The sequence below is a fragment of the Gluconobacter oxydans DSM 3504 genome, from assembly GCF_000583855.1.
Lineage (GTDB): Bacteria > Pseudomonadota > Alphaproteobacteria > Acetobacterales > Acetobacteraceae > Gluconobacter > Gluconobacter oxydans.
Map to the genome: position 1 here is coordinate 353,596 of NZ_CP004373.1, position 24,834 is coordinate 378,429.

24 protein-coding genes are annotated in these 24,834 nt (G+C 62.8%); 17 read left to right on the plus strand and 7 right to left on the minus strand.

Annotated features, from left to right (window positions below; translation table 11 throughout):
* The first annotated feature begins 306 nt into the window (after positions 1 to 306).
* The 7 genes from GLS_RS01670 (at position 307) to GLS_RS01700 (ending at position 7,314) form a co-directional block, all read left to right on the plus strand.
* The gene (locus GLS_RS01670; protein WP_041110776.1) at positions 307 to 1,533 is read left to right on the plus strand and encodes an NAD(P) transhydrogenase subunit alpha; all 1,227 of its coding nucleotides are present in this window, start codon (positions 307 to 309) and stop codon (positions 1,531 to 1,533) included.
* Positions 1,530 to 1,859, plus strand: a complete 330-nt coding sequence (locus tag GLS_RS01675) for an NAD(P) transhydrogenase subunit alpha (RefSeq protein WP_041110778.1) — start codon at positions 1,530 to 1,532, stop codon at positions 1,857 to 1,859. Before GLS_RS01670 ends, GLS_RS01675 begins: the two co-directional genes overlap by 4 nt.
* Positions 1,856 to 3,277 (plus strand): NAD(P)(+) transhydrogenase (Re/Si-specific) subunit beta, encoded by a 1,422-nt coding sequence (locus tag GLS_RS01680; RefSeq protein ID WP_041110780.1) that lies wholly within the window; start codon positions 1,856 to 1,858, stop codon positions 3,275 to 3,277. The genes GLS_RS01675 and GLS_RS01680 overlap by 4 nt, the downstream gene beginning before the upstream one ends.
* Positions 3,278 to 3,301: 24 nt before the next feature.
* Positions 3,302 to 4,333: an alcohol dehydrogenase AdhP gene (gene adhP, locus GLS_RS01685; RefSeq protein WP_041110782.1), complete on the plus strand. Its 1,032-nt coding sequence runs from the start codon at positions 3,302 to 3,304 to the stop codon at positions 4,331 to 4,333.
* 25 nt (positions 4,334 to 4,358) lie between these two features.
* A complete protein-coding gene (locus GLS_RS01690; protein ID WP_041110783.1) occupies positions 4,359 to 5,342 on the plus strand; it encodes a zinc-dependent alcohol dehydrogenase family protein in 984 nt (327 codons plus the stop codon).
* A 124-nt stretch (positions 5,343 to 5,466) separates the two neighbouring features.
* Positions 5,467 to 6,846, plus strand: coding sequence for a sensor histidine kinase (locus GLS_RS12895; protein WP_052327416.1), 1,380 nt, complete (start codon positions 5,467 to 5,469; stop codon positions 6,844 to 6,846).
* 78 nt (positions 6,847 to 6,924) lie between these two features.
* On the plus strand, positions 6,925 to 7,314 hold the full coding sequence (locus tag GLS_RS01700; RefSeq protein ID WP_034954607.1) for a hypothetical protein: 390 nt from the start codon (positions 6,925 to 6,927) through the stop codon (positions 7,312 to 7,314).
* A 61-nt stretch (positions 7,315 to 7,375) separates the two neighbouring features.
* On the opposite strand, the gene GLS_RS01705 is transcribed toward GLS_RS01700, so the two are convergent.
* The 3 genes from GLS_RS01705 to GLS_RS01715 all read right to left on the minus strand — a co-directional run bounded on the left by GLS_RS01705 (position 7,376) and on the right by GLS_RS01715 (position 9,743).
* Positions 7,376 to 8,338: a cation diffusion facilitator family transporter gene (locus GLS_RS01705; protein WP_041110785.1), complete on the minus strand. Its 963-nt coding sequence runs from the start codon at positions 8,336 to 8,338 to the stop codon at positions 7,376 to 7,378.
* A 71-nt stretch (positions 8,339 to 8,409) separates the two neighbouring features.
* Complete coding sequence (locus GLS_RS01710; protein WP_052327417.1) at positions 8,410 to 8,823, minus strand: nuclear transport factor 2 family protein; 414 nt, start codon at positions 8,821 to 8,823, stop codon at positions 8,410 to 8,412.
* A complete protein-coding gene (locus GLS_RS01715) occupies positions 8,823 to 9,743 on the minus strand; it encodes an NAD(P)-dependent oxidoreductase (protein ID WP_319424403.1) in 921 nt (306 codons plus the stop codon). The genes GLS_RS01710 and GLS_RS01715 overlap by 1 nt, the downstream gene beginning before the upstream one ends.
* A gap of 150 nt (positions 9,744 to 9,893) precedes the next feature.
* Here GLS_RS01715 and GLS_RS01720 point away from each other — a divergent pair, with 150 nt between their 5' ends.
* On the plus strand, positions 9,894 to 10,613 hold the full coding sequence (locus tag GLS_RS01720; protein ID WP_226986605.1) for an AraC family transcriptional regulator: 720 nt from the start codon (positions 9,894 to 9,896) through the stop codon (positions 10,611 to 10,613).
* Between the two features lie 56 nt (positions 10,614 to 10,669).
* On the opposite strand, the gene GLS_RS01725 is transcribed toward GLS_RS01720, so the two are convergent.
* Positions 10,670 to 11,125, minus strand: coding sequence for a GatB/YqeY domain-containing protein (locus GLS_RS01725; protein ID WP_041110791.1), 456 nt, complete (start codon positions 11,123 to 11,125; stop codon positions 10,670 to 10,672).
* 261 nt (positions 11,126 to 11,386) lie between these two features.
* Between GLS_RS01725 and carA the strand changes: the two genes are divergently transcribed.
* From carA to GLS_RS01750, 5 genes are all read left to right on the plus strand, one after another.
* Positions 11,387 to 12,763 carry a glutamine-hydrolyzing carbamoyl-phosphate synthase small subunit gene (carA, locus tag GLS_RS01730; RefSeq protein ID WP_041110793.1) on the plus strand — a complete coding sequence of 459 codons (1,377 nt, stop codon included), beginning with the start codon at positions 11,387 to 11,389 and terminating at the stop codon, positions 12,761 to 12,763.
* 3 nt (positions 12,764 to 12,766) lie between these two features.
* On the plus strand, positions 12,767 to 16,021 hold the full coding sequence (gene carB, locus GLS_RS01735) for a carbamoyl-phosphate synthase large subunit (protein ID WP_041110794.1): 3,255 nt from the start codon (positions 12,767 to 12,769) through the stop codon (positions 16,019 to 16,021).
* Between the two features lie 125 nt (positions 16,022 to 16,146).
* Positions 16,147 to 16,650, plus strand: a complete 504-nt coding sequence (locus tag GLS_RS01740) for a hypothetical protein (RefSeq protein ID WP_041110795.1) — start codon at positions 16,147 to 16,149, stop codon at positions 16,648 to 16,650.
* A 193-nt stretch (positions 16,651 to 16,843) separates the two neighbouring features.
* Positions 16,844 to 17,317 (plus strand): transcription elongation factor GreA, encoded by a 474-nt coding sequence (gene greA / locus GLS_RS01745; RefSeq protein ID WP_011251910.1) that lies wholly within the window; start codon positions 16,844 to 16,846, stop codon positions 17,315 to 17,317.
* Positions 17,317 to 18,543 (plus strand): threonine ammonia-lyase, encoded by a 1,227-nt coding sequence (locus GLS_RS01750; protein ID WP_041110797.1) that lies wholly within the window; start codon positions 17,317 to 17,319, stop codon positions 18,541 to 18,543. The genes greA and GLS_RS01750 overlap by 1 nt, the downstream gene beginning before the upstream one ends.
* Before the next feature lie 3 nt (positions 18,544 to 18,546).
* Here the strand turns inward: GLS_RS01750 and GLS_RS01755 are convergent, their stop codons facing one another.
* The 3 genes from GLS_RS01755 to msrB all read right to left on the minus strand — a co-directional run bounded on the left by GLS_RS01755 (position 18,547) and on the right by msrB (position 19,967).
* On the minus strand, positions 18,547 to 18,834 hold the full coding sequence (locus tag GLS_RS01755; protein ID WP_041110799.1) for a DUF1330 domain-containing protein: 288 nt from the start codon (positions 18,832 to 18,834) through the stop codon (positions 18,547 to 18,549).
* 81 nt (positions 18,835 to 18,915) lie between these two features.
* Positions 18,916 to 19,554 (minus strand): uracil phosphoribosyltransferase, encoded by a 639-nt coding sequence (gene upp / locus GLS_RS01760; RefSeq protein WP_041110801.1) that lies wholly within the window; start codon positions 19,552 to 19,554, stop codon positions 18,916 to 18,918.
* Positions 19,551 to 19,967: a peptide-methionine (R)-S-oxide reductase MsrB gene (msrB, locus tag GLS_RS01765; protein WP_041110803.1), complete on the minus strand. Its 417-nt coding sequence runs from the start codon at positions 19,965 to 19,967 to the stop codon at positions 19,551 to 19,553. The genes upp and msrB overlap by 4 nt, the downstream gene beginning before the upstream one ends.
* Positions 19,968 to 20,116: 149 nt before the next feature.
* Here msrB and GLS_RS01770 point away from each other — a divergent pair, with 149 nt between their 5' ends.
* The 4 genes from GLS_RS01770 to GLS_RS01785 all read left to right on the plus strand — a co-directional run bounded on the left by GLS_RS01770 (position 20,117) and on the right by GLS_RS01785 (position 24,820).
* Positions 20,117 to 20,308, plus strand: coding sequence for a CsbD family protein (locus tag GLS_RS01770; RefSeq protein ID WP_041110804.1), 192 nt, complete (start codon positions 20,117 to 20,119; stop codon positions 20,306 to 20,308).
* Positions 20,309 to 20,425: 117 nt separating this feature from the next.
* Positions 20,426 to 21,958 carry a 2,3-bisphosphoglycerate-independent phosphoglycerate mutase gene (gene gpmI / locus GLS_RS01775; protein ID WP_041110806.1) on the plus strand — a complete coding sequence of 511 codons (1,533 nt, stop codon included), beginning with the start codon at positions 20,426 to 20,428 and terminating at the stop codon, positions 21,956 to 21,958.
* Complete coding sequence (locus GLS_RS01780; protein WP_041110808.1) at positions 21,945 to 23,234, plus strand: murein hydrolase activator EnvC family protein; 1,290 nt, start codon at positions 21,945 to 21,947, stop codon at positions 23,232 to 23,234. The genes gpmI and GLS_RS01780 overlap by 14 nt, the downstream gene beginning before the upstream one ends.
* A gap of 128 nt (positions 23,235 to 23,362) precedes the next feature.
* Positions 23,363 to 24,820, plus strand: a complete 1,458-nt coding sequence (locus tag GLS_RS01785; protein WP_041110810.1) for a S41 family peptidase — start codon at positions 23,363 to 23,365, stop codon at positions 24,818 to 24,820.
* Positions 24,821 to 24,834 lie beyond the last annotated feature (14 nt).

Sequence of the window (24,834 nt, forward strand, 5' to 3'; positions counted from 1 at the left end):
TTCCACGCAGGAACCAGATAAGCCCCTCTCTACAGGAACTTTTTTACCAGCGTCCATAACGACACGAGGCCATCCAGAAAATCCCGGGAAACTGACCGATCGGTCAGTGCTGTCACAGAATCATAATGACCGATCGGTCATTTCGAATAATTTCCATGCAGATATAATTTCTCCCTTTTGATATCCATCAATGGTTTCCACCCCGAAGAAGCGTCATGGTGGCGCTGAACGGGGCGCGGGTTCTCTTTGCTCAGCCTGCCCTTCGGCGACAGCCCGCGCCCGACGACAGACACAGGATCGCAGCCAATGACTGTCAAGATTTCAGTCCTGAAAGAACGCGACGAAGGCGGGGAACGCCGCGTCGCCCTCATCCCTCAGGTCGCCGAGAAACTGGCCCCGCTGGGGATCACCTTCGCCATGGAAACGGGCGCAGGCGTCGCATCGTCCTACCCCGACAGCACCTACAAGGACGTCACCTTCTCGCCGGACCGCAACGCCCTTGTCGCCGATGCCGACATCGTCCTCGCCGTCCAGCCGCCGACGCTGGAAACGGTGAAGGCCATGAAGCCCGGTGCCATCCTCATTGCCTTCATCTACGGCCGCAACAATCCGGATCTGGTGAAGGCCCTGCGGGACGGGAAGATCACCTGTTTCGCCATGGAGCTGGTGCCCCGCATTTCCCGCGCACAGGCCATGGACGCCCTCTCCAGCCAGGCCACGCTGGCCGGGTATTACGCCGTCCTGATGGGCGCGGTACACATGCCCAAGATCCTGCCCATGATGACCACCGCCGTCGGCTCCCTGCGCGCCGCACAGGTTTTGGTCATGGGCCTCGGCGTGGCCGGGCTTCAGTCCCTGGCCACCGCCAAGCGCCTCGGTGCCATCACCGAAGGCTATGACGTCCGCCCCGAGACCAAGGAAGAGGCGCAGTCGCTGGGTGCGAAATTCGTCGATACCGGCGTCGATGCCACCGGTCAGGGCGGCTATGCCCGCGAACTGACGGATGACGAAAAACAGAAGGTCCGCAAGGCACTGAGCGACCATATCGCCCGCTCGGACCTGATCGTCACAACGGCCGCCGTCCCCGGCAAGCGCGCACCGCGTCTGATCGACGCCGAACAGATCAAGGCCATGAAGCCCGGCGCCGTCATCATCGACCTCGGCGCCGAAGGCGGCGGCAACTGCGAAGGCACACAGGCCGGGCAGACCGTGCAGGTCGGCCCCACGACCATCGTCGGCCCCGTCAACGTCCCGTCCATGCTCGCCGAGCAGGCCAGCGAACTCTACTCCAAGAACATCATGCATCTGCTCCAGCAGATCATCACCAAGGACAAGGGTCTGGCGCCGGACTTCACGGACGAAGTCATCTCCGGCACCGCGCTCACGCATGACGGCTACATCACGAATGACGGCATCCGCAAAGCCGTGGATCCGAATTCGCCAGCCCCGCCCGCGCCAGCCCCTGCTCCCGCCGCCACTCCCGCGCCCCCAACTCCCGCCGCAAACGACGCGGGCAAGGAGACCGCAAAATGATTACCGCAATGACGTTCGTCATCGCCCTGTACATCTTCATGCTCGCGGCTTTCACGGGCTATGAGGTCATCAGCCGCGTCCCCTCCATCCTGCACACGCCGCTCATGTCCGGCTCGAACTTCGTGCACGGCATCGTGGTCGTCGGCGCTCTCGGCGCACTGTTCAACGCCTCCTCCGTTCTGGAGCAGGTCGTGGGCTTTCTGGGCGTCATGCTTGGCGCCGGTAACGTAGTCGGCGGCTATGTCGTGACCGACCGGATGCTGGCCATGTTCAAACCCAGCACAAAACCCGCAGCATCGGCTCCGGCATCAGGAGCCAAGTCATGATCCTGCTCGCCTATATCGTGGCCCTCAGCGGCCTGATCGCTTCCGGCCTGCTGGTCTATGGCCTCAAGCGCATGTCCTCCCCCGTCACGGCCGTCTCCGGCATCGTGACCGCAGGCTGGGGCATGCTGTTCGTCGTCGCGGCCAGCTTCCTGCAGATCTTCAGCGTTTCCGACGCGGCCCAGCCCCATATCGTCGTGAACGTCATCCTGGCCGTGCTCGCCCTGCTGATCGGTGGCGGCTGGGCCGGCTGGAAAGGCCGCAGCGTCGCCATGACGGCGATGCCGCAGATGGTCGCACTCTTCAACGGCATGGGCGGTGGTGCGGCCGCAGCCGTATCCGTCATCGCCCTCACCGGCCCGAAAGACACAGGCATCGGCCAGCTTCTCGTCACCGTCGCCGGCGGCCTGATCGGCAGCATGTCGCTTTCCGGCTCCCTGATTGCCTGGGCCAAGCTCGATGGCCGCATGAACAAGCCGATCCGCTTCGGCGGACAGCGCATCGTCAACGCCGCCGTGTTCATGCTGACGGTCCTGCTCGGCGTCATGGCCGTCGCCCTGTACCATCAGCCCGGCGGCGGACTGCTTGCCCTGCTGTTCTTCATCGGCGCGCTGCTCTGCGGCATCTGCATGACCGTTCCCATCGGCGGTGCGGACATGCCGGTCGTAATCTCGCTGTACAACGCCTTCACGGGCCTTGCCGTGGGTCTTGAAGGCTATGTCATGGCCGATCCGGCTCTGATGATCGCCGGCATGGTCGTGGGTTCGGCCGGTACGCTGCTGACGGTCATGATGGCCAAGGGCATGAACCGCTCCATCACCAACGTCCTGTTCAGCAATTTCGGTGAAGCCACCGCTGCCGCCGCCAGCGGCCCGCAGAAGGAAGCCAAATCCGTCAGCGCCAGCGATGCCGCGACCACGATGCGCTATGCCTCCACGGTCATCATCGTTCCGGGCTACGGCCTCGCCGTCGCACAGGCCCAGGGCAAGCTCTACGAGTTCGTCAAACTGCTCCAGGCCGCGGGCGTGGACGTGAAATTCGCGATCCACCCGGTCGCCGGTCGTATGCCGGGCCACATGAACGTGCTGCTCGCCGAAGCCGGCGTGCCGTACGACATGATCTACGACATGGACGACATCAACGACAGCTTCGCCGACACCGACGTCGCCCTCGTCATCGGCGCGAACGACGTGGTGAACCCCTCCGCCCGGACGGACAAGTCCTCCCCGATCTACGGCATGCCGATCCTGAATGCCGACAAGGCCCGTCAGGTCTTCGTCATCAAGCGCGGCATGGGCATGGGCTATTCGGCAGTCCAGAACCCGCTGTTCTTCCAGGACAACTGCGCCATGGTCTTCGGCGATGCGCAGGCCGTGCTCTCCAAGATGGTGGAGGCCGTCAAGGGCCTCTCCGCCTCCTAACACCCGCCAGAAGGAGCCTTTCCCATGGCTGATACAATGCTCGCCGCCGTCGTCCGTGAATTCGGCAAGCCGCTCTCCATCGAGCGGCTGCCCATCCCGGACATCCAGCCCCACCAGATCCTCGTGAAGGTCGATACCTGCGGCGTCTGCCACACCGACCTGCACGCCGCACGCGGGGACTGGCCCTCCAAGCCCAACCCCCCGTTCATTCCCGGCCATGAAGGCGTCGGACACATCGTCGCCGTCGGCAGTCAGGTCGGCGATTTCGTCAAGACCGGCGATGTTGTGGGTGTGCCCTGGCTCTATTCCGCCTGCGGTCACTGCGAACACTGTCTGGGCGGCTGGGAAACACTCTGCGAAAAGCAGGACGACACCGGCTACACCGTCAATGGCTGCTTCGCCGAATACGTCGTGGCAGACCCGAACTACGTCGCGCATCTGCCCTCGACCATCGACCCGCTTCAGGCCTCTCCGGTCCTGTGCGCGGGGCTGACGGTCTATAAGGGCCTGAAAATGACGGAGGCCCGCCCCGGCCAGTGGGTCGCAGTCTCGGGCGTTGGCGGCCTCGGCCAGATGGCCGTGCAGTACGCCGTCGCCATGGGCATGAATGTCGTCGCCGTGGACATCGACGACGAAAAACTCGCCACAGCCAAGAAGCTCGGCGCATCCCTGACCGTCAACGCCAAGGACACGGACCCGGCCGAATTCATCCAGCAGCAGATCGGCGGCGCACATGGCGCCCTCGTCACCGCTGTCGGACGGACGGCGTTTTCGCAGGCCATGGGCTATGCCCGGCGCGGCGGCACCATCGTCCTGAACGGATTACCGCCCGGAGATTTCCCGGTCTCGATCTTCGACATGGTCATGAACGGCACCACCATCCGCGGCTCCATTGTCGGAACACGGCTGGACATGATCGAGGCCATGGATTTCTTCGCCCGCGGCAAGGTCAAATCCGTCGTCACCCCCGGAAAACTTGAAAACATCAATACGATCTTCGACGATCTGCAGAATGGTCGCCTCGAAGGCCGGACAGTGCTCGACTTCCGGTCCTGAACCATAAGCCACAGGAGAACACGCCATGTTCGCCATGCAGCTCAAAGCCCATCACACCCCTCTGGAATGGGTCGAACTCCCCGATCCCGAACCCGGCCCCGATGAAATCCGCATCCGGATCGGCGCCTGCGGCGTGTGCCGGACAGACCTGCATGTCGTGGATGGCGAGCTCCCTCATGCCACTCTTCCCATCATCCCCGGCCATGAAATCGTTGGCCGGATCGACAAGCTCGGCAGCAATGTCACGGGCCTGTCGCTTGGCGAGAGGGTCGGCGTGCCCTGGCTCGGACATACCTGCGGGCACTGCTATTACTGCACGCACGGAATGGAAAATCTCTGCGACCACCCTCTCTTCACGGGCTTCACCCGCAATGGCGGCTACGCGACCATGACGGTCGCCGATGCCCGCTACGCTTTCCCGATGGGCGACAAGGGCGAGGACAAGGATCTCGCGCCCCTGCTCTGCGCCGGACTGATTGGCTGGCGCTGCCTGAACAAGGCCGGGGAGGGCAAGAAGATCGGCCTCTACGGTTTCGGCGCGGCCGCCCATATCATCACGCAGGTCCTGCGCTGGCAGGGCCGCGAGGTCTACGCCTTCACATCCCCCGGCGATACGCAGAAACAGGATTTCGCCCGCTCCCTCGGCGCCGTCTGGGCTGGTGGCTCGGACGAACTCCCGCCCGAACCACTGGACGCCGTGATCCTGTTTGCCCCCGTCGGCGCCCTGCTTCCTGCGGGTCTCAAGGCCATTCGCAAGGGTGGTAAAGTCGTGTGCGGCGGCATCCACATGAGCGAAATCCCGGCCTTTTCCTACGACACATTATGGGAAGAGCGCGAAATCGTTTCCGTCGCCAACCTGACCCGTCAGGACGGTCTGGAATTCCTGAAAATCGCCCCGGAAGTCGGCATCAAGGTCACCAACACGCCCTATGCCCTGAAGGACGCCAATCAGGCCCTCGATGACCTCCGGCACGGCCGTTTCGACGGTGCCGCCGTATTGCTGCCCTGATCCGCGCCAAAAGCAGGTTTCGGAAAGATGAATTTTCGGGATAAACATCTCAAAGCGCGACAGAAAGTATCGCGCATGGATCCTGAAACCATCGCAATACTGCGCGCTACCGTCAGAAAGAGATATGGGACAGACACAGACCGCCCCACCCGACATTTCCTGTCCCGCCTTCGACCTGCTGCCTGATCTGATCTGCATGGAGCCTGCCGGCAACGCAGGCGCCATGCACTTCAACACGGCCTGGAAGCAGCAGGCCGCAGCCCTTGGCGTCCCGCTCCCTTTTTCAGAGTGGCTCCCGATCATTGTCCCCGCCGATCAGGCCGAGATCACCCGTATCCTCCGCGACACCACACCCTCAGACCAGCTCCGGAGCACAAACTTCCGCATCCTGAACCCTGACGGCCACACCCGCTGGTTCCTCCTGCGCCTCGTCCAGCGCCCGGCCGCCAACGGCGAAAACACGGTCCGCCTCCTCATCCTGACCGACATTCATGAGCAGAAACGTCACGAGGAAGCCCTGCTTCAGAAGGCCGACATCCGCGACCGGATGCTCAATGTCAGCGTGGACTGCATCAAGGAAATCGCGAAAGACGGCACGCTGGTTCACATGAACACCGCAGGCTGCGAGGCCCTCGGCGTGGACAGCACCTCAGGCTTCGGCATGCGCTGGCTCGGCCTGCTCCCGCCGGAAGCGCATGTTCCCGGCGGCGAGGCCCTGAAGGACGCCGCCGAAGGACAGAACGCCCGCTTCATGGGTGTCAGCCAGCTCCCCGGTCAGCCCACCCGGCACTGGGACAACATGCTGACCCCGCTCCTGAACCCCGATCAGAGCGTCGAAGCCATTCTCTGCGTCTCGCGCGACGTGACGATCCAGCGCGAACACGAACAGCGGATCGCCCTGCTGCTCAACGAGCTGAACCACCGCTCCAAGAACATGCTCGCCATCTTCCAGGCCCTGATCCGGCGGACCGTCCCCGATCCCACGGCCCCCTTCGTCAAGGTTCTGGAAGAGCGCATCACCTCCATCGCCCGCAGTCAGGACCTTCTGATCCACGGCGAATGGACGGGCGCCACGGTCCACAATGTCGTCACATCCCAGACTGCCGTGGCCGGCGATTTCCCCGCCACGCGCCTGCGGATCGAAGGCGATCCGGAGCTTCAGTTCGTCCCCGACACTGCCGACCGCATCGGCCTGGCCATCTACGAGCTGACCACCAACGCCATCAAATACGGAGCCCTGTCGAACGACACCGGAACGGTAACCGTCACTTGGGATCTGCACGACGAAGAGGGCAAACCCGTCTTCCTGATGTGCTGGAAAGAGACCGGCGGCCCCACCGTCGCCAGACCCGAGCGGCGCGGCTTCGGATCGATCGTCATCGAACACAATCCCCGCTCGATCCCAGGCGCCAGCAGTTCCTGCTCCCATGAACCGGACGGCACCGTCTGGACTTTCAGCGCGCCGGCCGAAAACGTGGTCCGCTGCCCCTCCCGGTTGTTCTGAACGCCGGGTTGGGGCATGCTGGCAGCCGTCTCTGTGCTGCCGGGTGACCCGACAGCTTTGGAAAAACAGGAAGCACTCATGAAAAAGTACCTGATGCTTGCCGCCGCAGCCGGTCTGCTGGCAACGTCGATCACGACGGCCGAAGCAGAACCGGGTGGCTGCCTCAAATACGGCGCTGCCGGCGCTGTTGGTGGACATGTCGCCAACCATCATGGCGTCCTGGGCGCCATGGGCGGCTGTGCAACCGGCATGTATGTGCGTCACCGTTACCGCAAGGAAGCCCGCGCAAAGGCCGCCCTGTACGACAAGGAACATCCGGGCGCGAAGGGCACCTACATCGAGAAGGCCACCGCCTACGATGTCGAGCACTCCACCTCCCCCGGCCAGATGAACAGCACGACCCAGCCGGGCGCTGCCGCTCCGGCTCCGGGAGCACCTGCGGCTCCGGCCACTCAGCCGCAGCAGTAAGATCCTGCCAGTCCGTTACGGCTGACGGTGTCGGGCTCCCGAAAGGGGGCCCGATCTGCGTTCAGGGGTGCTGCACGGCAATATCCGGAGCACTGTCGCGCTTGTCCTGCGCCTCGACATACATCCGCAGCACCGACGGATACCGCGCCCGCGTCACCCGCTCCAACGCCGAAACTCCCTGCTCCACCTGCCCGGCCGTCAGCGTGTCGTCCCAGTCCAGCGACAGCAGGACGATGATGCTCCCCGGCCCCCGCGTCTCGGTCACAACCTCGTTGACCCCGACCACACCCGGCAGCTTCGCCGCCTGCGCCCGCACGAACGCATCGATTTCCGGGCTGCTCTCCCCGACCAGCAGAGAGCGCGTCTCATTCGTCAGCAGCACCGCAACAATCACCAGAACCACCCCGATGAGCAGCGACGCCACCCCATCGAGCACATGCCACCCCGTCACGACGGACAGCACGGTGAAGACCAGCGCGATCGTCAGACTGACCAGCGCCGCCCCATCTTCGAACAGCACGACAAACAGCCCCGGATCGGTACTGCGGCGGATCATGGTCCACAGGGAGCCTTTCCCGGACGGCAGGGACTTCATGGCCGCCAGAAACCCGTAGCCTTCCATGCTACCCGAAATCCCGAGAATGGCGACATTCAGCCACCAGCCGGGAAAGACATGCCCCAACACACGGACCTGATCCATCGCAGCGGGATGCCAGACCTTCTCCCAGCCCTCATGCAGGGATGCGACCCCGCCGCCAATGAACAGCGCCCCCGCCACCACCAGCGTCCAGAAATAAAGCTCCCGGTGATGCCCCAGCGGATGCTCCTTCGTCGCCGGAGCCGCCGCACGCTTCATGCCCACCAGCAGCAGAAGCTGATTGCCGCAGTCGACAAAGGAATGAACCGTCTCCGCCAGCATCGCGGCCGACCCGGTCAGCAGAGCCGCCACACCCTTCACGCAGGCAATCGCAAGATTGACCCCCAGCGCAATGAAAACGACCTTCGTTGAACCACCTGCCGACATTCTGGCCTCATCCACAAAACAGGATTTCAGAGTGAGGACCTCGCCGCCACGCTGTCAAACCCGGCCCCACCCTATTGCAGGCTTCCCAGCGCATCATCACCGTCATGACCCTGCTGGACACGCGTCAGTTCATCCACAAGACAGAGCCGCCCGTCCCGGAACTGATAGAACGCAACCACCCGGATCACGCTCCGCACTCCGGAAGGGCGGGTCGCCGAAGCCAGATGAACCGTCGCCGCCCGATCCGCCTCACAGACCAGATGCAGGATCTCGATTTCCAGAGACGAAAGCCCCTCACGCAGAGCCAGCGCATGAGCGCGAAAATCCGCCAGCGTCATTTCCCGCCCATCCACAAGCTGCCGATAATCAGGCGTCATGAATGCCGTCAGCGCGTCCAGATCGGACCCGAAATCCGTAAACATGGCGAACATGTCCCGAATGATCTTTTCCGGAGCACAGTTGGGCGCCTCAATATGTCCTGACATTATTCCAGCCCGCTGTCCTGCCGCGCCCGCTCCAGCAGCACGACAAAATCCCGCCCGGCATCCCCGGCACTGATCGCGCTCAGCAACCGGTCCCGCACCACCGAGGCATAAGGCAGCGGAACAGCATGCTCTCCCCCGGCCTTGAGGAACATCTCCATGTCCTTGAGTCCCAGCGTTACCGGCGCACCCGGATGGTCGTATTCATGATCGACCATCAGCTTTCCGTAATTCTTATGAACCGGCGCATTGTAGAAACTGCCCGTCATGATCTCGAAAATCTTATGCGGATCCGTCCCGGCCTTTTCATTCAGCGCAAAGACTTCCGCCATCTGCTCGATCGTCGAATAAATCATGAAGTTCAGAGACAGCTTGGCCAGATTGGCCTGAACCGGATCCTGCCCCACTTCAAAAATCTTCGACCCGAAACACTCCAGCAAAGGCCGCAGACGCGTCAGCGCCTCCTCCGCACCCGCCGTCACGACGAACAGCTCACCCGCCTTTGCGGCTGGCGGGCGCCCCAGCACATTCGCACTGACATAAACCTGCCCATGTTCCGCATGCCCGTCCCGCAGACGGCGCGCCTGCTCCAGGGACAGCGTACTGCTGCACGCATGAATACCGCCCGGCGCCAGAGCCTTGGCAATTCCGTGCTTTCCGAAAACAGCCTCTTCCGTGCTGGCATCATCGAACAACATGGAGAACACGACCTCCACCTGCCGCGCCACATCCGCAGGCGTTTCGGCAAAAACAGCACCCTGCGCCACCAGATCATCCGCCTTCGCGCGCGTCCTGTTGGTCACGACAAGCTCATGCCCTCCCTTGAGAAGACGCTCCGCCATCGCATGTCCCATGGCCCCAAGGCCCACAAAACCGACTTTCATGATCCTGATCTCCCGCTGAACACTCCGTTCAGGTTTCAAACCCGCCCGGACACCACAGTTCTAGCGAAAGTCATTTTGGCGTTCTCACGCTCTCAGGCCATAGTTCGACTCATGTGCGCCAATTCCTTCATGCCCCCCGCCGCCGCAGACCGCCCAGACGCCGGAACGCCATGGCTTCTCGGCGGCCACATGAAGCAGGACACACGCCGGATCGCCGAACGCCACGCCCATGCACGCGGCCAGATCTTCGGTATCGAAAGCGGCATCATGGCCATCCGCACCGAGCACGCCTATTGGCTGATCGGCCCCGGCCAGTGCCTCTGGCTCCCGCCACACATTCCGCACGACGCCCGCTCCCACGGCGCCGTCGCAGGCTGGAGCCTGTATGTCAGCGCAGCAAAATGCTCTGAACTCCCGGACAAACCCTTTCTCGCAGGCGGCACACGCCTCCTCACCGCCCTGGCGGACCGCCTCTCCCACGACGCAGACGAAGCACGATGGGACGCACATATCAGCCGCCTCGCGGAATGCTTCTGGCACGAATTCCTCGCGGCACCCCGCGCCGCCGTATCCCTGCCTTTTCCGAAAAGCGAACAGCTCTGCCGCGTCGCCAATACCCTGAGTGACAACCCCGCAGACCCACGGGACCAGAAAGACTGGGCCGAACTGGCCGCCATGTCGCTCCGCTCCTTCGTCCGCCATTTCACGCTTGAGACGGGCCTGCCGTTCTCCGTATGGCGGCAACGCCTGCGCATCCTGAACGCTCAGGAAAAACTGGCACGCGGTGAAAGCGTGGCCAGCGTGGCACTGGACGTCGGCTATGAAAGCCTCGGCGCCTTCGCCACGGTCTTCCACAAAAACACAGGCTATCGCCCCAGCGATTACGCCAGGCTCTGCCGGACACCCTGAAAACAGAAAAGCCGCCCCCGAAGGAGCGGCTTTCCATCGTGCGACTGATCGACGGATCAGGCCGAAAGATGCGCCTTCACCAGCGCACTGGCCTTCGCCGGGTCCAGATCCGCGCCAAAACGCTCCTTCAGCGCGGCCATGACCTTGCCCATGTCCTTCATGCCGGCCGCTTCCGTCTTCTTCACGGCGTCTTCAATCCCGGCCTTCAGCGTGGCTTCATCCAGCTCCGGCGGCAGGTAGGACTTGATCGTCGCGATCTCGCCCTCTTCCTTTTCCGCCAGCTCCGGACGGCCACCCTCACGATACATCGTGGCGGACTCAGTGCGGGACTTGATCATGGAGCGCAGGGCGGAAATGATGTCCGTATCCGTCACCTCGGCGCTCTTGGCGCGGGCGGCAACGTCCAGATCCTTGATCTTGGCCGTGATCCCACGGATCTGGGCCACCGTCTCGGACTGACCGGCCTTCATGGCTGTCTTGAGGTCGTCCATGATCTGCTTGCGAAGCGACATCGCCGTTCTCCTTCATCGGACAGCCCGCAGGAAACTCCCTCGGCGAGCCGTCCCTCATTCCTTGAATGGCGGCAAAATCGCACAAAAGCCGGTTTGCAACAATCCGGCACCCCCTGTGGCCACAAAACAAGCCATTCGGAAAAAATTTCCCACCATTGCCTGAAGCGTAAAACAGGCAGTGGGAAAAAACTTCCCATTCCGTTTCCGATCCCTTATTCAGAGGCCCCAGAAGTACATCCGGCAGCCAGCAACGGGGCGACCATGGACATCGACAGAATCATCGAAAAAGCCGGAGGCGCGGACGAGATCGCCGCTCTTGCCGGCGTCGGACTGGAAGCCGTCCGTAAATGGCGCCAGTCCCGCATGGTCCCGACCAAGCACTGGCCAGCCCTGCTGCGCGTGCCGGGAATCGCCCTTCAGGATCTGACAGCAGACCTCACCACGACTGAAACCCAGCAAGAACAAGAAAGAGAGACGGACGTGTCCAATCCCTGCCCTCCCGGCGCCAACGCCGCCCTTGTCCTTGCCGATGGGACGGTCCTGTGGGGCCGTGGCTTCGGTGCCCATACGGAAGGCGCCGTCGGAGAACTCTGCTTCTCCACCGGCATGACCGGCTATCAGGAAACCCTGACCGACCCGTCCTTCGCCGGACAGATCGTGACCTTCACCTTCCCGCATATCGGCAATGTCGGCACGAACGCCGATGACAACGAGGCCCCGAAAATGGCGGCCCTCGGCGCCGTCGTGAAGGAAGACATCACCGCCCCGGCAAGCTGGCGCTCCCACGAGCCCTTCGCTGCATGGCTCCGCGATCATGGCCGTGCCGGCATCAGTGGCATCGACACCCGCGCCATCACCCGTACCCTGCGCGACAACGGCCCGCAGACCGCCATCCTCGCCTTCCCGGAAAACGGCCGTATCGACACAGACAGCCTGCTGAACCGCGCCTGCCAGTGGCCCGGCCTCGAAGGCATGGACCTCGCCAAGGAAGTGACACGCCCCAAGCGCGTCTGGACCGAAGGCGTGTGGCACTCCACGAAGCCCGTGCGCGAAAACCGCCGCCGCGTCGTCGCCATGGATTACGGTGCCAAGGACAACATCCTGCGCTGCCTCGTGACCGCTGGCTGTGACGTTACCGTCCTGCCCGCCACGGCTACCGCAGAAGAGATCCTGGAACTCAAGCCCGAAGGCGTGTTCCTCTCCAACGGCCCCGGCGATCCGGCCGCAACCGGCACCTATGCCGTCCCCGCCATCCGCAAGGTTCTGGACGCGAACGTCCCCGTCTTCGGCATCTGCCTCGGCCACCAGCTTCTCGCACAGGCGCTGGGCGGCAAGACCTACAAGCTGGAGCGCGGCCATCGCGGCGCCAACCAGCCGGTCAAGGACGTCGAGACCGGCCGCGTGGAAATCACCAGCCAGAACCACGGTTTCGCCGTGGACGAAAAGTCCCTTCCGGCTGATGTAAAGGTGACGCATGTGAGCCTGTTCGACGGCTCCAACGAAGGCATCGCCTCGACCACGAAGGACGCCTTCTCCGTCCAGTACCATCCCGAGGCGAGCCCCGGCCCGTCCGACAGTTTCTATCTTTTCGAGCGTTTCGTCGCGGTCATGGACCGTCGCGCCAAAGCAGGAGCCTGAGCCATGCCAAAACGGACAGACATCTCGTCCATCCTGATCATCGGCGCTGGCCCGATCGTCATCGGACAGGCCTGCGAATTCGACTATTCCGGCGCACAGGCCTGCAAGGCCCTGCGTGAGGAAGGCTATCGCGTCATTCTGATCAACTCGAACCCCGCCACCATCATGACCGATCCCGGTCTGGCAGATGCGACCTATATCGAGCCGATCACCCCGGAATTCGTCGAGCGCATCATCCTCAAGGAAAAGCCCGACGCCGTCCTGCCGACGATGGGTGGCCAGACAGCCCTGAACGCCGCCATGGCGCTCGACAAGTCCGGCTTCCTCAAAAAGCACAATGTGGAACTGATCGGCGCGGACGCGGAAGTCATCGACCGCGCGGAAGACCGCCAGAAGTTCCGTGAAGCCATGGACGAGATCGGGATCGAAAGCCCCCGCAGCACCATCGCCCATACGCTGGAAGAAGCCCGCACGGCACTGGCCGATGTCGGCCTGCCCGCCATCATCCGCCCGTCCTTCACCATGGGCGGCGCTGGCGGCGGCATTGCCTATAACCGTGAAGAGTTCGACCAGATCGTCACGGGCGGCCTCGACGCCTCACCCACGACCGAAGTCCTGATCGAAGAGTCCGTTCTCGGCTGGAAAGAATACGAGATGGAAGTCGTCCGCGACACCGCGGATAACTGCATCATCATCTGCTCCATCGAGAACATCGACCCGATGGGTGTCCATACTGGTGACTCCATCACCGTCGCCCCTGCGCTCACGCTGACCGACAAGGAATACCAGCGCATGCGGGACGCCTCGATCGCGTGCCTGCGCAAGATCGGCGTCGAGACCGGCGGTTCCAACGTGCAGTTCGGCGTCAATCCGAAGGATGGCCGTCTGGTCGTCATCGAGATGAACCCGCGCGTGTCGCGTTCCTCCGCACTGGCCTCGAAGGCAACCGGCTTCCCGATCGCCAAGATCGCCGCCAAGCTGGCCGTCGGCTACACGCTGGACGAACTCAAGAACGACATCACCAAAACAACCCCGGCCTCCTTCGAGCCGACGATCGACTATGTTGTCGCCAAGATCCCCCGCTTCACCTTCGAGAAGTTCCCCGGCTCCCCGGCCCTGCTCTCGACGTCCATGAAGTCGGTCGGTGAAGCCATGTCGGTCGGCCGCTCCTTCGCCGAAGCCATCCAGAAGGGACTGCGCTCGATGGAAACGGGCCTCACCGGCCTCGATCCGGTCGAAGCTCCCGGCGATGGTTCGCACAACGCCTATCTCGCCGCTCTGGCCGAGCCGCGCCCCGAGCGCATCCTGATGGCCGCACAGGCCCTGCGCGCCGGGCTGAGCGTCGAGCAGATCAACGAAGCCTGCAAATTCGAGCCCTGGTTCCTCCGCCAGCTCGAAGACATCGTGACGTCCGAGCGCGACATCGAAAAGAACGGCCTGCCGCAGGACGCCTACAACCTGCGCCGCCTCAAGGCCCAGGGCTTCTCCGACGCCCAGCTCGCCCGTCTCTCGGGCCAGAACGTCAAGGATGTCGCAGCTCTGCGCGAAAAACTGGCTGTTACCCCGGTCTATCGCCGCATCGACACCTGCGCCGCCGAATTCGCCTCCGACACGCCCTATCTGTATTCCACCTATGAAGGTGGCTTCAGCACGCCGGACTGCGAAAGCCGTCCGACGAACCGCGACAAGATCGTCATCCTTGGCGGCGGCCCGAACCGTATCGGTCAGGGCATCGAGTTCGACTATTGCTGTGTTCACGCCGCCTACGCCCTGCGCGAAGCCGGTTTCGAGACGGTCATGGTCAACTGCAACCCGGAGACGGTCTCCACCGACTATGACACTTCGGACCGCCTGTATTTCGAGCCCCTGACTGCCGAGGACGTGATCGCCCTGATCCGCACCGAAGCAAAGGGCGGCAAGGTGCTGGGCTGCATCGTACAGTATGGCGGCCAGACCCCGCTCAAGCTGTCCCGCGCGCTTGAAGAAGCTGGCATCCCGCTGCTCGGCACCCCGGCCGACGCGATCGACCGCGCCGAAGATCGCGAGCGCTTCCAGGCCATGCTCCGCAAGCTCGGCCTGCGCCAGCCGCGCAACGGCATCGCCCGCAGCCCGGCGGAAGCCGAGAAGATCGCCGAAGAGGTCGGCTACCCGGTCGTCGCCCGTCCGTCCTACGTTCTGGGCGGCCGTGCGATGGAAATCGTCTATGACAAGCCCGGCCTCAAGCGCTACCTCAACGAAGTCCTGCGCGCCGCCGGTCCTGAAGTCTCGACCGGCCCCGTCCTGCTCGACCACTACCTTAACGACGCCATCGAAGCGGACGTGGACTGCATCTGCGACGGCGAGAACGTCTATGTCGCAGGCGTCATGGAGCACATCGAAGAAGCCGGCATCCATTCCGGTGACTCCGCCTGCTCCCTGCCGCCCTACACGCTCTCTCCCGCACTGGTAACGGAACTGCGCTCGCAGACCGAAGCCATGGCCCGCGAACTGGGCATCCGCGGCCTGATGAACGTCCAGTACGCCATCAAGGATCAGGAAGTCTTCGTGCTCGAAGTGAACCCGCGTGCTTCCCGGACCGTGCCGTTCGTCGCCAAGGCTACTGGCGTTCCGGTTGCCAAGATTGGTGCCCGCGTCATGGCCGGTGCGAAGCTGACCGAGTTCCAGCTCGATGGCGGTGCGGTCTCTCCGCATGTCGCGGTCAAGGAAGCCGTGTTCCCGTTCCATCGCTTTGCCAATGCCGACACGATCCTCGGTCCGGAAATGCGCTCCACGGGCGAAGTCATGGGGCTGGATTCCAGCTTCGAGCGCGCCTTTGCCAAGTCGCAGCTTGCAGCCGGCGTGACGCTGCCACTTTCGGGCACGGTGTTCCTCTCTGTTCGCGACAGCGACAAGGCGCATGTTCAGCCGCTCGCCCGCAAACTGGTCGCCATGGGCTTTACCATCCTTGCCACCAGCGGCACGGCGTCCCGTCTGGAAGCCGCGGACATTCCCGTCCGACGCGTGAACAAGGTGATGCAGGGCCGTCCAAACTGCGTGGATTCCATCCGCTCAGGGGACGTGCAGATGGTCATCAACACCTCGCAGGGTGGTCAGGCCGCACAGGACAGCTATGAGATCCGTCGTAGCGCCCTGACCATGGGCGTCCCGCACTACACCACGATCGCCGGTGCCCGTGCCGCGACCTATGCCATCGCAGTCCTGAAGGAAGACAATCTGGGCGTCGCCCCGCTCCAGTCCTACTTCAAGGGTAAGTTCTGACCGTATCGACACCCTTCCGGCCCGGCTGCCCCACAAGAGGATCACAGCCTTTCCGGAAGGGGGCATCGGGCTTGTCGCGCAAAGGAGGGAGCGGATAGTCTGGACGTCCCGAAACTCCACTCTCCATGCAGGACATCACGATGCTCAGGCGCGCCATCAGCGGTTTTCCGCTTCGGACCGATTTTATGGTCTATCTAGCGGTTGCGGCCCTGGCGGCCATCGAGATCGGGCTGTGGCTGACGCTGCCCACACCGATGCTCTGGATCTTCTTTATCGGCGTGCTCTTCATCCAGTTCAGACTGCTGAAGCGCTGCCTTGCAGGCGACCATTTCATCGCCGGTCCCGCCGGACTGTCATTTCTGGTCATCGTCCTGATCCTCGATCATTTTCATCAGGGCGTGATTTCGTCGCATGAACTGATGCGACACTACCTGTCCCATGGCGTCATCCACAGCAACAATCCCCATGCCTATGGCGTTCCCGACCTGTGGGATACCAATGAGACATCCGTGCATATCGGGATGGGACAGCGGTTTCTCATCAGCGTGAAAATGGCCATTTTCTTTGCAGCCGGGCTCACAGCCTGCTTTGGCTGGCTGGTCCTGAGCGAACGCCAGAAGAAAGCCTGATCTTACACAGACTGCCTCACACCGGGCCTGCACTTTCACGCAGTTCAGCCCATGAGCCACCCCGGCCTGTGGGAACAGCATCAGGCCTGACATACACAGGCATCATACCGCCCCACCTTGCAAAAAACCCCGGCAAACCCTAGGTTGTCTGGCTTCATCATAATTTCAGTCACGCTTTTTCGAGGATTTCAGAGTGCAGAAGATCCCCATGACCGCGAAGGGACAGCAGCGTCTCGAAGACGAGCTGCGGACCCTCAAGAGCGTTGACCGCCCGGCCGTCATCCGTGCCATTGCAGAAGCCCGCGAACATGGTGACCTGTCCGAAAACGCCGAGTACCACGCCGCCCGTGACCGCCAGTCCTTCATCGAAGGCCGGGTTCTGGAGCTGGAAGGCATCATCTCCAATGCCGAGGTAATCGACCCTTCGACGCTGACCGGAACGCGCGTCCGTTTTGGCGCGCATATCGAACTCGTCGACGAAGAGACCGACAAGGAAGCCCTGTACCAGATCGTTGGCGTTCATGAGGCCGACATCAAGCAGGGCCTGATCTCGATTTCCTCGCCTCTGGCCAAGGCCCTGATCGGCAAGGATGTCGGTGACTCCGTTTCCGTCCCCGCCCCTGGCGGAGACCGGACCTATGAAATCCTCAAGGTCACATATCGCTGATGTCTGACGTCCTGACGTCCACCACCCCTGTCGTGACCATCGCGGACATCGAGAGCGCGCATGAGCGCATCGCGTCCACGGTGGTCCGCACGCCGACCATCGCCTGCCCGGCCCTTTCCCGGCTGACAGGCGCGGAGATTACGCTCAAGCTCGAAAACCTTCAGGCGATCGGCTCCTTCAAGGAGCGCGGAGCGGCCAACAAGATGGCCCTCCTGACGCCGGAAGAGCGGGCGCGCGGCGTCATTACCGTCTCGGCAGGCAATCACGCACAGGGTGTGGCCCGTCAGGCCAGCCTTCTCGGCATTGATGCGACCATCGTTATGCCGCGCTTCACGCCGGCCACCAAGGTCGCGGCAACGCAGGCCTGGGGCGCGAATGTCGTGCTCGCGGGGGACGATTTCGCGCAGGCCAGCGAGACCGCTGCCGAGCTCCAGAAGCAGGACGGTCGTGTCCTCGTTCATCCGTTCAATGATCCGGCCGTCATCGCCGGTCAGGGCACTGCGGCGCTGGAGCTTCTGGAAGATGCTCCGGATATCGATACGGTTGTCGTGCCCGTGGGCGGCGGTGGCCTGATCGGTGGATTTGCGACCGTCATGGCCGCACTTCGCCCGGATGTCGAGGTCATTGGCGTGCAGGTCGAGGCCTATGCTTCGCTATCCAACTATCCGCAGGAAGACGGCCCGACGCAGGGCGGCTCGACCATCGCAGAAGGTATCGCCGTCACAAGGCTCGGCGATCACTGCCTGAACGCCTTTCGCAACAAGATCTCGAAGATCCTCGTTGTCAGCGAGCTTCAGGTCGAAAGCGCCATCACGACGCTGGCCGAAAAGGCCAAGCAGGTCTGTGAAGGTGCGGGCGCCACGGGTCTCGCGGCTGTTCTGGCCTATCCGGAGCTGTTCAAGGGACGCCGCGTTGCCCTGCCCCTGTCTGGCGGCAACATCAACGCCCGTATCCTTGCCAACACGATCCTGCGCTCCCTGCTCCGGGACGGACGGATCCTGCGTCTGATCTTCCAGATCCCCGACCGTCCAGGCATGCTGGCGGATATCTCGGCCCGCATCGGCAATTACGGCGGAAACATCATTGAAGTTTCCCATCACCGCCTGTTCGCGTCCCCGTCCGTTCAGACGGCCGAACTGCTGGTGATGGTGGAAGCCCGCGACACCGAACATGCCCACCAGATCGAGACCGATCTGGCACGGCATTACATCGTCCGGCGCGACTGATTTTCAGAGACCGTCCACGATAACGACGTTATAGGGCCCGGCCTTCCAGCGATGCTCGGCGGCCTTCTGGTAGGCCGGGCTTTCATACCAGGCCCGGGCCGAGGCCGCGTCCGGAAATTCGATGATCACGACCCCATCAGGCTCGGTGCCTTCGAGTTTTTCCTGCTTGCCGTAAGCAGCAAGGATCTTGGCCGGAAAACCCTTGAAGGTTTCACCCACCACTTCCGAATATTTCTGGAATTCGGCCGGGTCAGTCAGCTTTTCACGAATGAATACAGCATAGGCAGGCATGGAACGCTCCCTTCTGGATGAGCCTCCATACCCGCCACAAAACCGCGGAAGTTTCAGCACACAAGAGCGTGTGCCAAAGCCTCAGCGCGTGCCGAACAGACGGTCACCCGCATCACCGAGACCCGGGACGATATAGCCGTGCTCGTCCAGATGACTGTCGATCGAGCAGGTCACGATCTGAACATCCGGATGCAGTTCCGCCATGTGGGCAATGCCCTCGGGAACCGCCAGCAGGCAGGCGAAGATCGGGTTCGTTGCACCGGCCGCTTTTACACGCGTCAGCGCAGCAGCAGCGGAGTGCCCTGTTGCCAGCATCGGGTCGAGCACGATGCAGGTCCGTCCCGGAACGTCGCTCGGCATATTGAAATAGTATTCGCTGACTTCCAGCGTCTCGTGATCGCGGCGCAGACCGATATGGCCGACACGCGCGGACGGCACCAGATCCAGCATGCCATCCAGCAGACCATTACCAGCGCGCAGGATGGAGACGAAACACAGCTTCTTGCCGTCCAGTTCCTCGCCTTCCATCGGGCCGCTCGGCGCCTCGATATGCCGCGGCGCCAGCGACAGATTGCGCGTGGCTTCATAGGCCAGCAGCAGGCTGAGCTCGCGCGTCAGGCGGCGGAAACCGGCCGTGGAAGTATTGCGGTCACGCAGACGGGTCAGCTTGTGGCGCACCAGCGGGTGGTCGAGAACGATAGGCGGCAGCGCCTGACTCATGCTTTTTCTCCTTCGGTCGGGCGGAAATCGAGCGCCAGACCGTTCATGCAGTAACGAAGTCCCGTAGGCGGCGGACCATCGGGAAAGACATGCCCCAGATGGCCCTTGCAGTTCGCGCAGTGGACTTCGGTGCGGACCATGCCATAGCGGCTGTCCTGCGTGGTTTCGACGCCATCCGGCAGAGCCTGGAAGAACGAGGGCCAGCCACTGCCGCTATCATATTTCGTTTCCGAAGCAAAAAGCGGGCGCCCGCAGGCCGCACAGGCATAAATCCCCGTGCGCTTCTCGTCATTGAGAGGACTGGAGCCGGGACGTTCCGTTCCGTGTTCGTGAAGGATACGCCGCTGTTCCGGCGTCAGGCCAACACCGCAGCCACTGCCGGTCTGCCCGTTCGGGCCGCAACTCTGGGTCATGCAGGTTCTCCGGAAAATCTGAAAGGCGTCTTCTGACGATGTATGAAAGCGCGGCCGTATTTTGTCACGCATCTTAAGCTGTCATGACGCAACCCGACACGAAGACGCCCGTTAAGGATTGTACAACATCAAGACGGAAGGATCCGGTCATGAGTTCCATCGAAGACAAGATCAAGGGCGTTGCCAATCAGGTGACCGGCAAGGTCAAGGAAGAAGTCGGTCACATGACGAACGACAAGGAACTTGAAGGCGAAGGCGTGGCCCAGAACCTCAAGGGCAAGGTCCAGAAGACCACGGGCGACGCCAAGGATGCGGTCAAGAGCGGCATCGACAAGCTCTGAAGCCTGCCCTCCCGATCACAATGCAACGCCCGCCCTCATGGCGGGCGTTCGCATTTGTGGGGAATGATGGCATGATGGGCAACAGTCCCATTCCTCCTTTCCTGCAGGAGACATCCCATGTCCGCATCCTCGACACCCCGCCCCGTCATGCTCGTCATTCTCGACGGCTTCGGCTGGCGCGAGGATGAGTCCGACAATGCGGTCCGTCTCGCAAACACTCCGACTTTCGACACCCTCTGGGCCACAAGCCCTCACGCCTTCCTGAAAACCTCGGGCGAGGATGTCGGCCTGCCGGACGGGCAGATGGGCAATTCCGAAGTCGGACATCTGAATATCGGCGCCGGCCGTGTCGTGATGCAGGAACTCCCCCGCATCTCCCGCAGCGCCCGGGACGGCTCCCTGGCGCAGAACCCCGCTCTGCTGGAGTTCATCGCAGCCCTGAAGGCGTCAGGTGGCACCTGCCACCTCATGGGCCTGATCTCGCCCGGCGGTGTGCATGCCCATCAGGATCATGTGGTCGCACTGGCAAAAATCGTCAGCGCGGCGGGTGTGCCCGTGGCCGTCCACATCTTCAGCGATGGCCGCGATACGGCGCCGCGCTCGGGTGAGGACTTCATCGGGAAATTCCTAAAGGACCTGCCTGACAGCGTGCAGATCGCAACGCTGAGCGGCCGCTATTACGCCATGGACCGCGATCGCCGCTGGGAGCGCGTCGCCCTCGCCGTCGAGGCCATCCGGGACGCGAAAGGTCCCCACGCGAAGGATGCGCTCTCGGCCCTTCAGGACAGCTACGCCAGCGACAAGGGAGACGAGTTCGTTCTTCCCACCGTTCTGGGCGATTATGCCGGCATGAAGGACGGAGACGGTATTCTGGCCTGTAATTTCCGCGCAGACCGTATCCGCCAGCTGCTGGACGTCCTCGTCCTGCCGGATTTCGCGGAGTATGACAGCGGCCGGAAGGTGAAATTCGCAGCCGTCTGCGGCATGTCGCGCTATTCCGATCATCTGGCACCTTACATGAGCATCCTGTTTCCCAAGGTGCCGCTCGATGATCTGCTGGGAGACGTGGTCGCCAAGGCCGGCAGAACCCAGCTCCGTATGGCCGAAACGGAGAAATATCCGCACGTCACCTACTTCCTGAACGGTGGCCGCGAAGTCCAGTTCGATGGTGAAGAGCGCATTCTGGTCCCCTCCCCCAAAGTCGCGACCTACGATCTTCAGCCCGAAATGTCCGCCCCCGAACTGACGGACAAGGCCGTTGCCGCCATCGAAAGCGGCAAATTCGACATGATCGTCCTGAACTTCGCCAATCCGGACATGGTCGGTCATACCGGCTCCCTGTCCGCCGCCATCAAGGCCTGCGAGACAGTCGATCAGGGGCTGGGCCGCATCAATGACGCCATCGTCAAAGCAGGCGGCGTTCTGCTCGTCACCGCCGATCACGGCAACTGCGAAACCATGCGGGACCCCGTGACAGGCGGCGCACACACGTCCCACACGCTCAACGTGGTGCCCGTCATCCTGGCGCATGCGAACGGCCAGACCATCCATGACGGCCGTCTGGCCGATCTGGCACCGACCATGCTGGCACTGATGGGCGTGAAACAGCCTGACGCGATGACGGGTGTCTCCCTGCTTGAAAGCGCCTGATCCGCGATATCTCCTGCCGCTCGCCCTGCTCCTGTCGCCTGCCTGGGCGACAGCACGGCATGCGTCTCATCATCACCTCCAGCATACGGGAAAACCGGCGGCAGCCGCCCCCAGCGAGGGCCAGCGAGCCCTCGCCCGCGCCCAGGCCGCGCGACGCGCTCTGGAAAAACGGCAGGCGGATGAAGCAGCAGCCCTGAAGGCAAAACAGATTGCCTCGGCACAGGCTGAAGCAAAGGCGAAACAGGACAGTGCACGCACTCTCGCCTTCACGGCCCAGACCCACACGGCACAGTCTGCCGTAGACACGACCCAGAGCCGCATTCTTGCACTCAAGGCCAGTATTGCGGAACTGATGGACAAGCGGACGGCTGTCGAAGCGGATATCCGCCAGCAGAATGCCGCCCTGCAACCGCTGCTTCCCGTCGCAGCACGCCTGTCCATCGCACCGGATGCCGCACTGCTGGCCTCTCCGGAAACAGCGTCGGAAAGCGTCACCGCGCTCTCCGTCCTCGGTGGCTTCTCCCGCCTGACGCAGCAACGTGCCCAGGCGCTTCAGTCCCGCGAAGACGAACTCCATGCAATCGGCATCGATCTGGACAACCGGCAAAAGGAACTCGCGGACCTGCTCACGCAACAGACCCGGGAGCGCAATGCCGCCGCCGCCCGGACCCGGATTGCAGCACGGCAGGAAGCCGTCGCGGATCAGGGCGCCCAGAAGGCCCGCAAGGCCGTGGCCGACGCCATGCAGGCCGCAGCCGATCTGTCTGCCGAAATCGACGCGCTTGTCCGGCAGGAAGCCCAGGCCCGCGCCGAGCTGGAAAAGGAAGCCGCCGCCCTGACACGTCAGCACCAGCTCGAACGCGCCCGCCATGCACGGTCGCAGGCCCAGGCGCTCTCTTCGGCCGGACAGGGCGTTTCCAGCGGCAGTGGTCACGCCCCCGTCTCAGGCCGTGTTGCCGTCCGCTGGGGCCAGACGACCGAAGCCGGTCCCGCAACCGGCATCACCTACGCCGCCTTCTCTTCTGCGCCCGTACAGGCCCCCTGCACGGGTCGAGTCGAATTTGCCGGCCCCTTCCGCTCCTTCGGACAGATGCTGATCCTCGACTGCGGACGGAATTACCGCTTCGTGCTTTCCGGACTGGGACAGCTGAATGTTTCGGGTGGCCAAAGCATCAGGAAAGCTGCCACACTGGGCCAGATGCCTGCTTCCGACGGAATGCTTTTTGTCCAGCTCCGGCATGGTACGCAGGTTGTCAGTCCCGCTCCTTTCCTCTGATCCGGTTTGCCGAGCGCGTCTGACCTTGTAGGATCGTTTCTTAATAATTTGGCAACCCGAACCGGCCTAGTCTGCCTCCGAGGCGACGACGGTCAGTACGTTCCTTCGTTCCCGAGGATGGAGATCACATGAAGTTTCGCAGTGGCCTGTTGCTGGGCACCGCCTTTCTGGCCGGACTGGCCGTCGGACCGGGAGCCCTGCGTCTTGCTGGCTCCGGCGACTTTCCGGGCGCAGCCCTCGCCCGTGAAATCTCCCATGACAACAGCGCGGAAACCGTCCGTCTGCTGACGCTGCTGGGAACGGTCATGGACGTGGTGAAGGCGGAATATGTCCACCCCGTCTCCGACAAGGACCTGATCAATAACGCGCTTGATGGAATGGTGGGCAATCTCGATCCCCATTCGTCCTACATGACGGCGGCCCAGTTCCACGACATGCAGACCGAAATTTCGGGCAAGTTCGGCGGTCTGGGCCTTCAGGTTCAGGGTGAGTCCGGGCATGTCCGCGTGGTCTCCCCGATCGACGGCACCCCCGCCGCGCGCGCTGGCATCCAGCCCGGCGACTTCATCACGATGGTGGACCACAAGAGCATCGATGACCTGACGCTCGATCAGGCCGTCCGCAAGATGCGTGGTGATCCGGGGACGAAAATCAGCCTGACGATCGTCCGCCCCAAAACCGGCAAGACCCTCACCTTCGACATGACGCGTGAGATCGTGCACGTCCAGATCGTGAAGTCCGCGCTGTATGGCAGCACGGGCTATATCCGCCTGACCGAGTTCGATGATGATCTCGAAAGCGCCATGCATGCCGCCTTTGACAAGCTCAAGGCACAGGCCACCAAAGCGCCGGGCGGCAAGCTGACCGGTATCATCCTTGACCTGCGCTCCAATCCGGGCGGCAAGCTCGATCAGGCCATTGCCGTTTCGGACGACTTCATCAAGGACGGTGAAATCGTCTCGATCCGTGGCCGTCATGCCGAGAACAACCAGCGCTGGGATGCCAAGGGCACGGACATCACCAATGGCCTGCCGATCGTCGTCCTGACGAATGGCGGTTCGGCCTCGGCCAGTGAAATCGTGGCTGGGGCCCTGAAGGATCATCACCGCGCCATCATTCTTGGCGAAAAGACCTTCGGCAAAGGCTCGGTCCAAACTCTCATCCCCATCGGCGACCAGGGTGCCGTACGTCTGACGACAGCGCGCTATTACACGCCGTCCGGCCGCTCCATTCAGGGACTTGGTATCACGCCGGATATCCCTGTGGCCGAGACCAAGGACGACGATGCCTATGGTTATCGTGAGGCCGACCTGTCCCACATCCTGACGAATATCGGCGGTAACCGGACCAACGAAACCCCGCGCACCGATATTCCGCCGATCGCGAAATCCATTCCAAAGATGCCGGATGCCAGCTGGCCCGCATTCGATGCCACGAAGCCTGCAACCGATTTCCAGCTTCAGCAGGCGATCAAAGTGATCAATGCCATGGCGGGCCTCTCAAATCCTGCACCAGCCACCGCACCGGCAACAGAGGTCAAGGCTGCCACGCCGACCGCCCCCAAACCGCCTGAAGCCCACCACTGACAAGGACATCCCGG

What these genes read in the sequence shown, in the direction of transcription:
- GLS_RS01785 (WP_041110810.1), top strand. Translation starts at nt 23,363, where the DNA reads ATGAAGTTTCGCAGTGGCCTGTTGCTGGGCACCGCCTTTCTGGCCGGA.
- gpmI (WP_041110806.1), top strand. Translation starts at nt 20,426, where the DNA reads ATGTCCGCATCCTCGACACCCCGCCCCGTCATGCTCGTCATTCTCGAC.
- GLS_RS01675 (WP_041110778.1), top strand. Translation starts at nt 1,530, where the DNA reads ATGATTACCGCAATGACGTTCGTCATCGCCCTGTACATCTTCATGCTC.
- GLS_RS01700 (WP_034954607.1), top strand. Translation starts at nt 6,925, where the DNA reads ATGAAAAAGTACCTGATGCTTGCCGCCGCAGCCGGTCTGCTGGCAACG.
- GLS_RS01755 (WP_041110799.1), bottom strand. Translation starts at nt 18,834, where the DNA reads ATGCCTGCCTATGCTGTATTCATTCGTGAAAAGCTGACTGACCCGGCC.
- carA (WP_041110793.1), top strand. Translation starts at nt 11,387, where the DNA reads ATGGACATCGACAGAATCATCGAAAAAGCCGGAGGCGCGGACGAGATC.
- GLS_RS01770 (WP_041110804.1), top strand. Translation starts at nt 20,117, where the DNA reads ATGAGTTCCATCGAAGACAAGATCAAGGGCGTTGCCAATCAGGTGACC.
- carB (WP_041110794.1), top strand. Translation starts at nt 12,767, where the DNA reads ATGCCAAAACGGACAGACATCTCGTCCATCCTGATCATCGGCGCTGGC.
- GLS_RS12895 (WP_052327416.1), top strand. Translation starts at nt 5,467, where the DNA reads ATGGGACAGACACAGACCGCCCCACCCGACATTTCCTGTCCCGCCTTC.
- GLS_RS01750 (WP_041110797.1), top strand. Translation starts at nt 17,317, where the DNA reads ATGTCTGACGTCCTGACGTCCACCACCCCTGTCGTGACCATCGCGGAC.
- GLS_RS01740 (WP_041110795.1), top strand. Translation starts at nt 16,147, where the DNA reads ATGCAGGACATCACGATGCTCAGGCGCGCCATCAGCGGTTTTCCGCTT.
- GLS_RS01670 (WP_041110776.1), top strand. Translation starts at nt 307, where the DNA reads ATGACTGTCAAGATTTCAGTCCTGAAAGAACGCGACGAAGGCGGGGAA.
- GLS_RS01725 (WP_041110791.1), bottom strand. Translation starts at nt 11,125, where the DNA reads ATGTCGCTTCGCAAGCAGATCATGGACGACCTCAAGACAGCCATGAAG.
- GLS_RS01705 (WP_041110785.1), bottom strand. Translation starts at nt 8,338, where the DNA reads ATGTCGGCAGGTGGTTCAACGAAGGTCGTTTTCATTGCGCTGGGGGTC.
- GLS_RS01690 (WP_041110783.1), top strand. Translation starts at nt 4,359, where the DNA reads ATGTTCGCCATGCAGCTCAAAGCCCATCACACCCCTCTGGAATGGGTC.
- GLS_RS01680 (WP_041110780.1), top strand. Translation starts at nt 1,856, where the DNA reads ATGATCCTGCTCGCCTATATCGTGGCCCTCAGCGGCCTGATCGCTTCC.
- adhP (WP_041110782.1), top strand. Translation starts at nt 3,302, where the DNA reads ATGGCTGATACAATGCTCGCCGCCGTCGTCCGTGAATTCGGCAAGCCG.
- upp (WP_041110801.1), bottom strand. Translation starts at nt 19,554, where the DNA reads ATGAGTCAGGCGCTGCCGCCTATCGTTCTCGACCACCCGCTGGTGCGC.
- GLS_RS01720 (WP_226986605.1), top strand. Translation starts at nt 9,894, where the DNA reads ATGAAGCAGGACACACGCCGGATCGCCGAACGCCACGCCCATGCACGC.
- GLS_RS01710 (WP_052327417.1), bottom strand. Translation starts at nt 8,823, where the DNA reads ATGTCAGGACATATTGAGGCGCCCAACTGTGCTCCGGAAAAGATCATT.
- msrB (WP_041110803.1), bottom strand. Translation starts at nt 19,967, where the DNA reads ATGACCCAGAGTTGCGGCCCGAACGGGCAGACCGGCAGTGGCTGCGGT.